Annotated in this window: 11 protein-coding genes; 9 read left to right on the top strand and 2 right to left on the bottom strand. The window is 57.8% G+C overall.

Annotated elements, in window-relative coordinates; all coding sequences use genetic code 11:
- Positions 1-5: 5 nt before the first annotated feature.
- From HKX41_04475 to HKX41_04435, 9 genes are all read left to right on the top strand, one after another.
- Entirely contained in the window at positions 6-1,403 is a 1,398-nt protein-coding gene (locus HKX41_04475; GenBank protein ID NNC23409.1) for a thiamine permease, read from the top strand.
- On the top strand, positions 1,403-1,810 hold the full coding sequence (locus HKX41_04470) for a cytidine deaminase (GenBank protein ID NNC23408.1): 408 nt from the start codon (positions 1,403-1,405) through the stop codon (positions 1,808-1,810). Before HKX41_04475 ends, HKX41_04470 begins: the two co-directional genes overlap by 1 nt.
- A 24-nt stretch (positions 1,811-1,834) precedes the next feature.
- Positions 1,835-3,082: a phosphopentomutase gene (locus tag HKX41_04465; protein ID NNC23407.1), complete on the top strand. Its 1,248-nt coding sequence runs from the start codon at positions 1,835-1,837 to the stop codon at positions 3,080-3,082.
- Positions 3,079-3,861: a uridine phosphorylase gene (gene udp / locus HKX41_04460; GenBank protein NNC23406.1), complete on the top strand. Its 783-nt coding sequence runs from the start codon at positions 3,079-3,081 to the stop codon at positions 3,859-3,861. The genes HKX41_04465 and udp overlap by 4 nt, the downstream gene beginning before the upstream one ends.
- Before the next feature lie 214 nt (positions 3,862-4,075).
- Positions 4,076-5,011: a carbohydrate kinase family protein gene (locus tag HKX41_04455; GenBank protein NNC23405.1), complete on the top strand. Its 936-nt coding sequence runs from the start codon at positions 4,076-4,078 to the stop codon at positions 5,009-5,011.
- Positions 5,012-5,150: 139 nt separating this feature from the next.
- Complete coding sequence (locus tag HKX41_04450; GenBank protein NNC23404.1) at positions 5,151-5,948, top strand: prolipoprotein diacylglyceryl transferase; 798 nt, start codon at positions 5,151-5,153, stop codon at positions 5,946-5,948.
- The gene (locus tag HKX41_04445) at positions 5,945-6,751 is read left to right on the top strand and encodes a thymidylate synthase (GenBank protein ID NNC23403.1); all 807 of its coding nucleotides are present in this window, start codon (positions 5,945-5,947) and stop codon (positions 6,749-6,751) included. Before HKX41_04450 ends, HKX41_04445 begins: the two co-directional genes overlap by 4 nt.
- 43 nt (positions 6,752-6,794) lie before the next feature.
- Entirely contained in the window at positions 6,795-7,292 is a 498-nt protein-coding gene (locus tag HKX41_04440) for a dihydrofolate reductase (protein NNC23402.1), read from the top strand.
- A gap of 132 nt (positions 7,293-7,424) precedes the next feature.
- Positions 7,425-8,273, top strand: a complete 849-nt coding sequence (locus HKX41_04435) for an NAD-dependent protein deacetylase (GenBank protein ID NNC23401.1) — start codon at positions 7,425-7,427, stop codon at positions 8,271-8,273.
- Between the two features lie 31 nt (positions 8,274-8,304).
- Here the strand turns inward: HKX41_04435 and putP are convergent, their stop codons facing one another.
- Positions 8,305-9,798, bottom strand: a complete 1,494-nt coding sequence (putP, locus tag HKX41_04430; GenBank protein NNC23400.1) for a sodium/proline symporter PutP — start codon at positions 9,796-9,798, stop codon at positions 8,305-8,307.
- Between the two features lie 143 nt (positions 9,799-9,941).
- Positions 9,942-13,163, bottom strand: a complete 3,222-nt coding sequence (gene putA, locus HKX41_04425; protein ID NNC23399.1) for a bifunctional proline dehydrogenase/L-glutamate gamma-semialdehyde dehydrogenase PutA — start codon at positions 13,161-13,163, stop codon at positions 9,942-9,944.
- Between the last annotated feature and the right edge of the window lie 91 nt (positions 13,164-13,254).

Genomic DNA, 13,254 nt, shown 5'->3' with positions numbered 1-13,254 from the left:
GATTTATGAATAATTCTGTAAACAATACGGTTAGTTCTTCCGGTGGTCAGCCCAAAAATATAGAAACTATTGGAATCCAGCCGATACCGGATGATCGGCGCACTATGACTCCGCTGACGCTATTCACCATTTGGGGGTTGGCTTCGGCCTCGGCTACTACGCCGGTAATCGGGATGGTGCTTTATCACGTTGGGTTGATTAATTTTTGTATTGCAGTAGTCATCGCTGGGGTGATCGGTATTGTTCCAGCCGGTTTATTCAGCGAACAAGGGCGGAAAGTTCCACTGATATCGCTAGTGACCGCCCGTGCGACATTTGGTCGAGGAGCAAGTTTGATTCTAGCTCTTCTTTATACTTTTGTGGGTGCCGGCTGGTTTGGTGTGAATACCGCTGTTGGGGGACAGATCATGTCAACGCTATATCCGGGTTATGGCGCCCTGTGGTATTGGCTGCTTGGCATATTCCAAACACTTCTGGTTTTTATGGGCATGAAGTGGTTAGAACGATTTTATAACTATACTGCGTTAATATTCATTATTTGCTATGCAGTTCTGAGCTATTATTTAGTAAGAGATTATACAATCACGATACCTGGCCTTTCAGGCGACATGCATTGGGGTGCTGTTGTCTCTACAATCCTGAGTTTTTCGTTGCTGGCTTGGAGTTATGAGTTTTCCACTGCTTCCCGATTTTGCCGGCCAGCTACATCGGATGAAAGCCGCGGTTCCAAGGTCGCTTATTTCAGCGCTGCGACTGCAGGCGTTTTATTACCCGTTTTGCTTATGGGTATTCTCGGTCTAATAACTAAATCTACAACCGGAAAATGGAATGTCGCGCTACTTGCTAAGGATCTGCCGGTTGCGGGAGTTGTAGCTGCGGTCGGCGTCATACTAGCAATAGCCCATACCAATGCGATGAATCTTTATCCAGCAGTAACCAAGCTGCTCGCGGCTGGTGAGACTGTACGTGCCCCTCGGCCTTACGATCAGCCGATCGCATGCACCGGGATTGGTTTAATAGCGACTATTCTGGCGGTGTTAGGTATTTTGCAGCATATAACATCGTTTCTATCGTTTGTTGGCATATTTCTCTTTCCTTTCACATTTCTTATGATGTTTGATTGGGTTGTATTTCAGAAGCAATCGACTCCGGTGGAGTCATTTTTTGAAAAAAAGAAGGGGTTTGCCAATAATTTTCGTCCTAGCGCCTGTATTTCTTTCATTATAGGAGCTGTTTTATCGAGTTTGGGTTATTTTGATTTTTTACCCGATATGTTGACGAATAATGTGCCGTGGTTCGTGATCACTTCCGTTATTGCCTGTGGTATTTATTGGGTCTTGGTGCATATTCGAGGTGAAAAAACGCTTGCCGAAACTCAAGCAGTTGATATGGGACACAACTGATGACAGTCGAGCTGGTGGATTGGGGCCGTCTGGTCGCAAAGGCGATTGAGGCCCGGAATAACGCTTATGCCCCTTATTCTGGTTTCTCGGTGGGGGCGGCTCTCTGGACGCAAGATGGAGAGGTCGTGACTGGCTGTAATGTTGAGAACGTGTCGTTTCCTTGCGGTCAATGCGCAGAAGCTAACGCTGCTGGCGCGATGGTCTCGGCCAACCGCCATTCAACGATTCACGCGGTTGCGATCGCTGCAGTATCGAGACATTTCGTCTGGCCCTGCGGGCGTTGTCGTCAGATTTTGGCCGAGTTTGCAGATGGTGATACGCCGGTCATGGCTGTAGCAGGCGATCAGCGGTCGGCGCCGCTATCTTTGGTGGAGTTGTTACCACATGCTTTTGCGACGTTGGGGTAGTTCCGTCTTTATGTTGAGTTCACCATGAATAGTGCGCGTGCCATCATTCTAGTCATGGATTCAGTCGGTGTAGGCCAGGCCGATGATGCGGCTGCCTATGGTGATGTGGGGTCGGATACACTCGGCAATATCGTCGAGGCGGCTGCCAACGGTAATGCAGATCAAGCTGGAGTCCGAGCCGGACCGCTTGTGTCACCGAATCTCGCCTCAATGGGGATCGAGGGATCCGCTCGTGCCAGCCGGGGGCGAGCGCTAGCCGCTAGCCTTGGCGGGCGATTGGAACCTGATGTGGCTTTTGGGTATGCAGTACCAACTAGCGTGCCCAAAGGCAGTACAGGGGGGCACTGGGAAATTGCCGGGCTACGGACCACAGCTGACTGGGGGCACTTTGGGGAGGACCCGGCTCAGCCGTACCCGCCTGAATTGATCTCGCGGTTAGTCGAGGCTTGCGAACTTCCGGGGGTGATCGAAGTTGGGCGAGCATCTGGCACCGAGGTTATCGCGCACCACGGTGAGCAGCATCTGCGAACCGGTGAGCCGATCGTTTATACCTCGACTGATAGCGTATTCCAGATTGCTGCGCATGAAAGTGTGTTTGGGCTTGAGCGCCTATACACAGTGTGCGAAGCAGCGCGTGAATTGTGTGATGAGCATCGCATTGCGCGTGTTATCGCGCGGCCCTTCGTCGGCAGTTCGGCAGATAGCTTTACGCGTACCGAGCAGCGTCGGGATTTCTCCATGCCGCCGCATGGTCCAACTTTGCTTGGCGCCTTGTCGGAGAGTGGTATGACAGTCACAACCATCGGCAAGATCGGCGATCTATTCGCTCATCGTGGCATTTATCACGAGTATCCCGTTACCGAGCTCGATGAGGTATTCGACCAAGTATTGGAAAGCTTGGATGAGCAGGCTGATCCAGGGCTGATTTTTGTTAATTTCTGTGATTTCGACTCGCGATACGGGCATCGCCGGGATGTGATCGGCTATGCCAATGAGCTTGAACGCTTCGATAATCGACTGTCTGAGGTGCGTTGTGCGCTCGGCGACGAGGACCTTCTGATCGTAACCGCCGATCACGGCAATGATCCGACGTTTGGGGGTAGTGATCATACCCGGGAGAACGTCCCCGTGCTCGTCTGCGGACCCGGTATCGCTAGCGGCGATTTTGGACGGCGAACATCGTTCGCCGACATCGGTGCCACGGCAGCCCGGCATCTCGGGCTGGTATGGACGGGTGCCGGAACCCCCATCCAGATAGAGAGTGATTCATGAGCCGGAATAGCATCAAGCAATATCACATCGGGCTGAGTCGGGAAGACATCGGGGGCGCACAGTACGCGCTTTTGCCGGGGGATCCAGGACGTGTTCCCCAGCTGGCTCGGGGCATTGACGGCGATGCTCGGGAGATTGGCCAACACCGCGAATATCGTTCTTGGTTGGCGCGTATCGCGGGCCAGTCGGTATTAGTGTGTTCGACGGGACTGGGGTCACCCTCGACGGCGGTCGCAGTCGAGGAATTGGCCAATATCGGTATAACCCAGTTCATACGTGTGGGCACCACAGGTTCGATCCAGGCGCATATCGACTACAGCGATATCATCATCAGCAAAGCCGCCGTACGGCTGGAGGGTACATCGGGTCATTACGCACCTATGGAATATCCGGCAGTAGCGTCCTTTGCGCTGACCCAATCACTCGTCCATGCAGCCCGCAGTCTTGAAATTCCGCACCACGTTGGTGTCGCCGCATCATCGGATTCCTTCTGGCCGGGCCAGGAGCGCTATGACAATCACTCAGGCTATGTGCCGCGTCGTTTCCAGGGGTCCATGGCCGAATGGCAACAATTGAACGTGACCAATTTCGAAATGGAAGCTGCCGCGCTGTTTACCGTCTGCGAGACCTTTGGGCTATCGGCAGCCTGCCTATGTGGTGTGATCGCTAAACGTGTTCACTCTGAAGAGGTTCGGCCTGAAGCTTACGATCTGGCAGAGCAACGTTGGAACGCGATTCTCACACAAGCGCTGCGCGACAAATTTTTAGAGCAAGGGTAGCTGTACGTATACAGGCAGTGTTTTGGATATCTAGGCCTGCTCAGATGGCTCAGAGTGGGTGGCTACAAAACGAATTGGTCTTTCTGGTCGGTGGATAAGCCAGTTGAAAGCCATTGCTTGCCTGGTTGAACCCCCATTTTGCCAATTTCTGGCAAGATGTAGTAACAGTGCCGGCCGGTTGCTGGCACTGTTTTGGTTTGACTGAGGACAATATATGTCTGCTTTGATTTGCGGTTCGATTGCTTTCGATACGCTGATGAGTTTTGAAGGCCGTTTTGCCGATGAAATCCTGCCCGATCATGTGCATCGGCTGAACGTGTCGTTTTTGGTGCCGAATCTAGACCGTCAGTTCGGTGGTTGTGCCGGCAATATCGCCTATTCGCTCAATCTGTTGGGCGGCGAAGGCTATGCCATGGGTGCGGTTGGCAAGGATTTTCGTCCCTACCAAGACTGGCTGGATCAACACGGCATCAGCCGCAAGTATGTAAAGGAAATCGAAGACACCTACTGTGCGCAGGCTTATATCACGTCGGATGCCGACGGTAACCAGTTCACTGCGTTCCATCCGGGCGCGATGAATCGCGCCCATGAGCAACATGTGCCGACCGATGACTCGATTGATCTCGGCGTCATCGCACCGGACGGTAAGGACGGCATGGTTCAGCATGCGAAACAATTTGCCGACGCCGGCATCGACTTTATATTCGACCCTGGCCAGGGGTTGCCGATGTTCGACGGTGACGAGCTTAAAACGGCCATCGACCAGGCTGCCTATGTCTCGGTCAACGAATACGAAGCGCAGGTGATCGGCGAGAAAACTGGTCTGTCGGTCGCTGAAATCGCAGCGCGCGTTAAAGCGTTCATCATCACCAGTGGCGCTGACGGTGCGACCATCCACGTAGGCGGCCGTACCATCAATGTGCCGGCGGCCACACCAGCGTCGGTCAACGATCCCACTGGTTGCGGTGATGCCTTCCGGGCAGGCCTGATTGTCGGTCTCCAGGAAGGCTACGATTGGGAAATCACCGGTCGTATGGCCACGTTGATGGGCACCATCAAGGTCGAACACGACGGTACCCAGAATCACGCCTTAACCCGCGATGAGTTCCGGGCTCGTTTTGAGCGCGAATTCGAGCGCAAGGTGGCGTGAACGTCCGTACAGCGGTCGCATAATTTGGCCCCGGTCGCGTTTGCGGCCGGGGTTTTTATTGCTCAAGAACCGGAGGCAGGCAATTGGTTCTTGTCGTTGAGTCACGCTCGCATATGACGGCCTGATAAACTACGCGGCAATGTTTGTTCGCCCCGATTTCGATCCGATCGCGCTCTCGGTTGGGCCGCTGTCCGTGTACTGGTACGGCGTCATGTATCTGGCCAGCTTCCTGGTTGGCTGGGCTCTGGCCAACGCGCGGACACGGCTTGCGCACATTGAGTGGTCGCGCGAACAGGTCGGCGACTTCCTGTTTTACGTCGTACTCGGCGTGGTGTTGGGCGGTCGTCTTGGCTATGTCTTGTTGTACCAGCCCGGCGCCTATTTCGCCCATCCACTGCATATTCTGTATGTCTGGGATGGTGGCATGTCGTTTCATGGCGGCCTGATCGGTGTTGCTGCCGCGAGTCTGTTGTTTGCCTGGCGTGGCCAGCGCCACTGGTTCGACGTAATCGATTTCGTCGCACCCATCGTGCCCATCGGTTTGTTCCTCGGCCGGATCGGCAATTTCATCAACGGTGAGCTCGTCGGGCGGATCGTGCATACCCCCGTTCCCTGGGCCATGGTTTATCCGCAGGTGGGGCCCAATCCGCGGCACCCGTCCGAGTTGTACGAAGCCTGTCTCGAAGGTTTGCTCTTGTTTGTCCTGCTGTGGTTTTTCGCGTTGCGCCCGCGGCCGCGCGGTGTCGTGACCGGTGTGTTTCTGACCGGCTACGGCTGCGCGCGTTTTGTCGCTGAATTCTTCCGCCAGCCGGACCCGTTCGCAGGCTTCGTGGCCTTCGGCTGGATGACGCTCGGCCAAGTCTATTCGCTGCCGATGATCGCGATTGGCGTGGCGCTGATGATTTGGGGGTATACGCGACGCCCGGGGATCGCATGACTGTCGTCGAGCAACCGTATCTGGATCTCGTACGCGATGCTCGCGACAACGGCGCGATCAAATCGGATCGCACCGGTACCGGCACGCGCGCGATCTTCGGCCGCCAGATGCGCTTCGACCTGGCGCGTGGCTTCCCGGCCGTGACGACCAAAAAGCTGCATCTTAGGTCGATTATTCACGAGCTGTTGTGGTTTATTGCCGGTGATACCAACGTCACGTACCTGCGCCAAAACGGGGTGACAATCTGGGATGAATGGGCCGACGCCGACGGCGATCTAGGCCCGATTTACGGCTACCAGTGGCGGAGCTGGCCGTCGCCGGGCGGTCACGCTATCGATCAACTGGCGCACGTGCGCGATTCGCTCCGCCATCACCCCGATTCGCGGCGACACCTCGTTACGGCCTGGAACCCCGCGCAAGTCGATGACATGGCGTTGCCGCCGTGCCACGTCCTTTTCCAATTTTTCGTCGCCGATGGCCGACTCTCCTGTCAGCTCTATCAGCGCAGCGCGGATATCTTTCTAGGGCTTCCGTTCAACATTGCGTCCTACGCGCTGTTAACCCATCTGATGGCGCGGGCGACCGGCCTGGATGTTGGCGAGTTCGTGCACACACTGGGCGATGCGCATATCTATTCGAACCATTTGGATCAAGTGGACCGGCAATTGGCGCGTGATCCGAAGCCGGCGCCGACGCTGTGGCTCAACCCAGCGGTCGATGATCTATTCTCGTTTAGCTTTGACGATATCGCATTGCAAGGCTATGAATCGCATGCGGCGATTCGTGCGCCGGTTGCGGTTTAACGTCTAAGCCATGCAAAACGCTACGACCACGGACAATTCATCGATGTGGCTGACTGCTATCGCCGCAATGGACCGAAACGATGTCATCGGATCTCATGGCGGTATGCCGTGGCACCTGCCGGCTGACCTGCGTTGGTTCCAGAACCAGACGTATGGCAAGCCGGTCTTGATGGGGCGAAAGACGCGCCAGTCTATCAGGGCGGCTTTACCGGGCCGTCGCAATCTTGTGCTTACACGGCAGTCGGATCTGCAGTTTGACGACTGTGAAATGGTCCGCGATCTCGACGAGGCGATCCAGTGCATCGATCCGGCAACCGACGGCGATGAGCTCATGATCCTGGGCGGCGCTGAAATCTATGCTCTGGCGTTACCACGTACGACGCGGCTGCTCATTACACGCATAGAGGCCGAATACATCGGCGATACCTGGTTTCCGCCGTTCGAATGGTCGATGTGGCATAAAATCGATGAGCAAATCGAGCCGGCCAGTAACGACCGACCACTTTGCCGCTTCCAGACATTCGACCGTCGGGACGCCTAAGCAGCCATCGACCTACCGGAAGGCCGGGGGCGCTGCCCGTGCGTGCAATGTACGCGTAAGCAGGCCAACGATCCTATGGCTGGCGTATAAATGACAACTGCCGGGCCGGCGCCAGACCACATTGATGCCAGCATGGCTAAAGCTGGGTCGACAGCAGTCGATGACCGGGCCAGTCTCGAAGCGCTATCAGCATTTATCGGCCGTCATCGGCGGTTGTTCGTGCTCACCGGTGCAGGCCTTAGCACCCTCTCGGGCATCCCCGATTATCGTGATCGTCACGGCGATTGGAAGGGCGCGAGCCCGATCCAGCATCAGGCGTTTGTTACCCAGCTCACCAAGCGCAAGCGTTACTGGGCACGCAGCATGGCTGGTTGGCCGCCGGTCGCGCGGGCCCGGCCGAACGCCGGCCACCGTGCACTTGCATCACTGGAAAACAAAGGGCGGATCAGCCGCATCGTCACCCAGAATGTCGATGGCCTGCATCAGGCTGCGGGGTCAAGCGCGGTGGTCGATCTCCATGGTCGCCTTGATCGCGTGGTGTGTCTGGCCTGCGGCAAGCGCGTGTCACGCAGTTGCATCCAGGACAAACTGATTGCAGCCAATCGCGGTTGGCTCACCGAGGCCGATACGCTCAGGCCCGATGGTGACATCGACCTGGGCGAGGTCGACTACGAGCAGTTTGTCGTGCCGGATTGCCCGAGCTGTGGCGGCATTCTCAAACCGGAAGTGGTGTTTTTTGGTGGCACGGTGGCGCCGCACGTGACCAAATGTGCTTGGGACGCGCTTGATCGTGCCGATGCGGTGTTGGTTGTCGGTTCGTCGCTGATGGTTTGGTCTGGGTTTCGGTTTGTGCGCGAGGCTGTGCGGCGTGGCCAGCCAGTGGCCGCGGTCAACCGTGGCCGGACTCGGGCCGACAATCTGCCGATCGAGAAATTCGACCTCGATTGTGCGCGTCTCGGCGAGCTGAGTGCGCTGGCTTGAGCCAGCGCACTCAGTCGTAGCCGTAGTGGCGTCAGCTGGCGGGGGCGGCGCGGAATTCACCGCTAGTTTCGGTGGCCAGGCTGACGCCGTAGATCGCAAGCCAAGCCAGCGCAAAGCCCGGCATGATCTCGTAGACGCCGGGACCGCCGAACATGCTCTGATCCCAGCCGAGCAGAATCCACACGATCACGGTGATCGCGCCGGTGGCGAGCCCGGCGACCGCGCCGGTGCCCGACATACGCCGCCAGGTTAGCGACAAGATAATCATCGGTCCGAAGGCTGCACCGAAACCGGCCCAGGCATGGCTGACTAAGCCCAGTACCTGTGAGTTCGGATTGCTGGCAATGACGGCAGCGATTAGCCCGACAATCAGCACGCTAATGCGGCCGATTGTGACGCTTTCGCGCTTGCTTGCTTCCTTACGCAGAAACAGCCGATAGAAGTCCTCGGTCAGTGATGACGAGGCGACCAGCAATTGGCTGGAGATAGTGCTCATGATCGCAGCCAGTAGCGCCGCATAGAGAAAGCCGGTCACGAACGGATTGAATAAAAGATCCGAGAGTACGATGAAAATCGTTTCTGAATCGCCGATGTCGAGACCGTTGCGCACGGCGTAGGCGCGACCGAAAACGCCGACGCTGATAGCACCAATCAGTGATACAGCCATCCAGCTCATGCCGATGTTGCGGGCTCGGGGCACCTCTTTAACCGAGCGTATCGCCATAAAGCGAACGATAATATGCGGTTGGCCGAAATAGCCGAGCCCCCAGGTAACAGCCGAAAGGAATCCAAGCAGGCCAAGGCCGTGGAACCAGGACAAAAAGTTCGGATCGACATTGGCTAGGGTGTTCGAGGCTTGGCTCAGACCGCCACCGCCGCTTCCGAACAGGACAGTCAACGGCATGGCGACCAGTGCGAGCATTATGATGCTGCCCTGACAAAAGTCAGTGAGACTGACTGCCAAAAAACCGCCGACGACGGTGTAGCTCAGCACGATGGCCAACGTCAGCCAGATGCCAGTGGTGTAACCGGAAAGCGAGCCGAACTCGAACATGCCGCTGAAGGCGCTGGTAAACAGCTTACCGCCCGCGACCAATCCCGAGGCCGTATAGACCGCAAAGAAAATGACGATAATCACGGCTGATACGGTGCGTAGCGCCAGGGCACGTGTCGGGAAACGATTGGCTAGAAACGCCGGGATTGTCAGGCTGTCGTCGTAACGTTTGGTCTGCTCACGCAGGCGTGGCGCGACGATGATCCAGTTGGCGAATGCGCCGCAGAACAAACCGATACCGATCCAGGACGACACCAATCCGGAGGCGAACAGCGCGCCCGGCAGGCCCAGCAATAGCCAGCCGCTCATGTCCGAGGCACCGGCGGATAGGGCGGCGACCGACGGTCGCAGCCTGCGGCCGCCCAGCATGTATTCCTCCGGCGATGAAGTCGACTGAAGCCAGGCATAGAAGCCGATGCCGAGCATCAGCACGAAATAGAAAATTAGACTGATCCAAACACCGATCGCCATGATGTTATCCCTTTATATCGGATTGTGGGTGGATGCCGTGGGCGCTGGCCGTACCACCGAGTACCACCGACCATGGCATGAATGGTTGCCACGTTCGTTGGAACGCATGAAGCCGTGCGGCCTCGGTGACGGCCATGCGCACGCTAGCCATAACGCTGTGGTTCCGGCGTGAGCAGGGTGTTGTCGGCTGGTTCGTCTTCCTCGAGCGTCATCAGCGAGGCGTTGCCACCGGCGGCGGTCGTGTCCCGGCTGATAGCGCGTTCGGTAGCGAACCGATGTAGGTAGTGCGGCCCGCCGGCTTTGGGACCGGTCCCTGACCGGCCTTCGCCGCCGAATGGATGCACGCCGACCACGGCGCCGATAATATTGCGGTTAACATAGGTATTACCGGTGCGGATGCGGCGTACGACGCGTTCGACTGTGGTGTCGATGCGGCTGTGGATCCCGAAGGTCAGTCCGTAACCGAGCGTGTTGATGTCATCCACGACTTGATCGATCTGGTCGGCATTAAAGCGCACCACATGCACGATCGGGCCGAATTGCTCGTCGCCGAGCTCGTTGATCCCGGATAACTCGTACGCCCGTGGCGCGAAAAAGGTGCCGTTGTCGCTGGGGTGGCCGTCAAGTTCATGGCGATGGATCAGGCGGTATCGTTCGTCTGCCTGACTGGCATAAGACAGCAGCGCGTCGCGGGCTTCGTCGTTGATAACGGGCGTAACGTCGGTGCCGAGGTTGCACGGATCGCCGACCGAGAGCTCGGCCATGGCGCCGGCCAACATTTCCAGCAGGGTGTCGGCGATGTCGGATTGGACATACAGCACGCGCAGTGCCGAGCAGCGCTGGCCCGCGCTTTGGAAGCCAGATTTAACGATGTCGGCTACGGCCTGTTCGATCAGAGCCGAGGAATCCACAATCATGGCGTTCTGACCGCCGGTCTCGGCGATGAGCGGAATCAGCGGCCCGTCGCGTTCGGCCAGCGTGCGGTTGATGCCCTTGGCAGTGGCCAGCGAGCCGGTGAAGGCCAGCCCGCTGATGCGTTGATCCGCGGCCAGCGGCGCACCGATGGTTGGCCCGTCGCCCGGCAGAAATGCTAGCGCGTCACCGGGGATGCCGGCTTCGTGCATGAGCTCGATAGCGCGCATGCCGATTAGTGGCGTCTGCTCGGCCGGTTTGGCGATTACCGTGTTGCCGGCGGCAAGTGCGGCTGCCGTTTGGCCGGTGAAGATCGCGAGCGGAAAGTTCCACGGGCTGATCGTGACGAACACGCCGCGACCGGCCAGTCGGTAGGTGTTGCGTTCGCCGGTCGGGCCGGGAAGGACTGTTTCGTGGGCGAATTCCGCCTCGACTTGGCAGGCGTAGTAGCGACAAAAATCCACCGCTTCGCGGACTTCGGCGACACCGTCCGGGATATGCCGGCCGGCCTCGCGCGCGCACAGGGCGATGAACTCGGCCATGTGCTGTTCCAGTAGGTCGGCGTAGCGGCGCAGACAGGCTGCACGCTCGGTTGCTGGCGTTGCTGCCCAGCGTGGTGCCGCGGCCGAAGTTGTCGCCAGTGCGGTTTCCAGATCGTCGTGGTCGGCCCAGACCACCTCGCCGACGCGTTTGGATCGATCGGCCGGGCTGTGGATCGCCTCGGCAGCGCCCTTATCGGCCCGTTTTTGGGCACTCTGCGTGATGGTGCCGCCGACTAGCGGCGTTGCTTGCCGGGTTACTTCATCGGCGGCCCGCATGCCGGCGGCCAACTCATCCAGTTGTCGGATATCGGTGAGGTCTACCCCGTGTGCGTTGGGTCGGTTATCGCCGTACAGATCGGCCGGCAGCGGGATCTTTGGATGCCGGGCGTGGTCGAGTTGTTCGGCGGTACGCACCGGGTCGGCGATAATGTCGTAGACCGGCTCGTTTTCGTCGACCAAGCGGTTGACGAACGAACTGTTGGCGCCGTTTTCCAGCAGTCGGCGCACTAAATAGGCGAGTAGATCCTCATGTAGGCCGACCGGCGCATAGATGCGGCAACTGGCGGATTTGTCATCTTTTTCGACGATTTCTTCGTAGAGGGCCTCGCCCATGCCGTGCAGGCGCTGGAATTCGTAGTCTTCGCGCCCGGCGGCCAGATGCTGGATAAAGGCCAGAGTGTGGGCATTATGCGTCGCGAACTGGCCATAAAATGCGTTGCCGTGATCCAGAATGCGGCGCGCACAAGCTAAGTACGATACGTCGGTGTTGATCTTACGCGTGAATACCGGATAGTCGTCCAGTCCGGCCTCCTGTGCGGTTTTGATCTCCGTGTCCCAGTACGCCCCTTTAACCAACCGGATCATAATCCGGCGGTTGTGGCGGAGGGCCAGGTCGGCCAACCAGTCGATGACATCCAGGGCGCGTTTTTGATATGCCTGAATGGCCAGACCCAAGCCTTGCCAATCGCCGAGCGCTTCGTCGGCCGAAGCGAGTGCGAATAGTTCCAGTGATAGGTCGAGCCGGCTGGCTTCCTCGGCATCGACGGTGAGGTTGATATTGTGTTGGGCGGCCAGTCGGGTGAGTTCTTGCAGCCGCGGCAACAGTTCATTGAGTACGCGCTCACGGTGGGCGAGTTCGTAACGTGCATGCAGCGCCGAAAGCTTGACTGAAACACCGGGGGATTGGACTGGTCCGCGGTTAGTGCTCGCGCGGCCGCAGGCTTCGATCGCGCGGTGATAATCGTCGAAATAGCGCCGGGCGTCGGCATCGGTGCGCGCGGCTTCGCCGAGCATGTCATAGGAATAACGATAGCCGCGTTTTTCCAGTTCGCGGGCGTTTTTAAGTGCTTCGTCGATATCGCGACCAAGTACAAACTGTTTTCCCATCAGCCGCATCGCGTGTCGCACGGCCTGGCGGATAAACGGCTCACCGGAGCGGCGTACGAGCCGCTGTACGACGCTACGAAAGTTACGTTGCGGGGCGTCTTCATGGCGCAGAATCCGCCCAGTTAGCATTAACCCCCAGGTGCTGGCGTTGACGAACCAGGAATTGGATTCGCCGAGGTGCGCTTCCCAATTCGAACCACCGATCTTGTCGTCGATCAAACGGTCGACGGTCTCGTTGTCCGGAATACGGAGCAGCGCCTCGGCCAGGCACATGAGCACGACGCCTTCCTGGCTGGAAAGTTCGTATTCCTGCATGAAGGCATCGATGCCGCTGCCTTCGGCACTTTTGGCGCGTACCGATTCGACTAGTCGTGCTGCGTCACCTTCGACCTGTGCGCGCTTTGCTTCGTCGAGTCGTGCGATCGGAATCAGGCGATCGAGCTGGGTCCGTTCGTCGACGCGATAATGGGCCAGAACGTTTTGATAAGCCGATTCATCGGCCTGCGCAGGGCGCGAGTAGCACATTGTTTGCCTGTCAGGCTCGTGCGGTTGACGATAAGCTTTATACATGACTTCCCGGGTAAAAGATTGTCCTATAAAAGGTGATTACTCACTC

This window comes from Salifodinibacter halophilus, assembly GCA_012999515.1.
GTDB lineage: Bacteria > Pseudomonadota > Gammaproteobacteria > Nevskiales > Salinisphaeraceae > Salifodinibacter > Salifodinibacter halophilus.
Note: the sequence above shows the minus strand (reverse complement) of the source record. Positions and strands in the feature narration are given on the sequence as shown.

Excerpts from the sequence above, each read along its gene's own strand:
- HKX41_04475 (NNC23409.1), top strand. The coding sequence starts at position 6 with ATGAATAATTCTGTAAACAATACGGTTAGTTCTTCCGGTGGTCAGCCC.
- HKX41_04470 (NNC23408.1), top strand. The coding sequence starts at position 1,403 with ATGACAGTCGAGCTGGTGGATTGGGGCCGTCTGGTCGCAAAGGCGATT.
- HKX41_04465 (NNC23407.1), top strand. The coding sequence starts at position 1,835 with ATGAATAGTGCGCGTGCCATCATTCTAGTCATGGATTCAGTCGGTGTA.
- udp (NNC23406.1), top strand. The coding sequence starts at position 3,079 with ATGAGCCGGAATAGCATCAAGCAATATCACATCGGGCTGAGTCGGGAA.
- HKX41_04455 (NNC23405.1), top strand. The coding sequence starts at position 4,076 with ATGTCTGCTTTGATTTGCGGTTCGATTGCTTTCGATACGCTGATGAGT.
- HKX41_04450 (NNC23404.1), top strand. The coding sequence starts at position 5,151 with ATGTTTGTTCGCCCCGATTTCGATCCGATCGCGCTCTCGGTTGGGCCG.
- HKX41_04445 (NNC23403.1), top strand. The coding sequence starts at position 5,945 with ATGACTGTCGTCGAGCAACCGTATCTGGATCTCGTACGCGATGCTCGC.
- HKX41_04440 (NNC23402.1), top strand. The coding sequence starts at position 6,795 with ATGTGGCTGACTGCTATCGCCGCAATGGACCGAAACGATGTCATCGGA.
- HKX41_04435 (NNC23401.1), top strand. The coding sequence starts at position 7,425 with ATGGCTAAAGCTGGGTCGACAGCAGTCGATGACCGGGCCAGTCTCGAA.
- putP (NNC23400.1), bottom strand. The coding sequence starts at position 9,798 with ATGGCGATCGGTGTTTGGATCAGTCTAATTTTCTATTTCGTGCTGATG.
- putA (NNC23399.1), bottom strand. The coding sequence starts at position 13,163 with ATGTGCTACTCGCGCCCTGCGCAGGCCGATGAATCGGCTTATCAAAAC.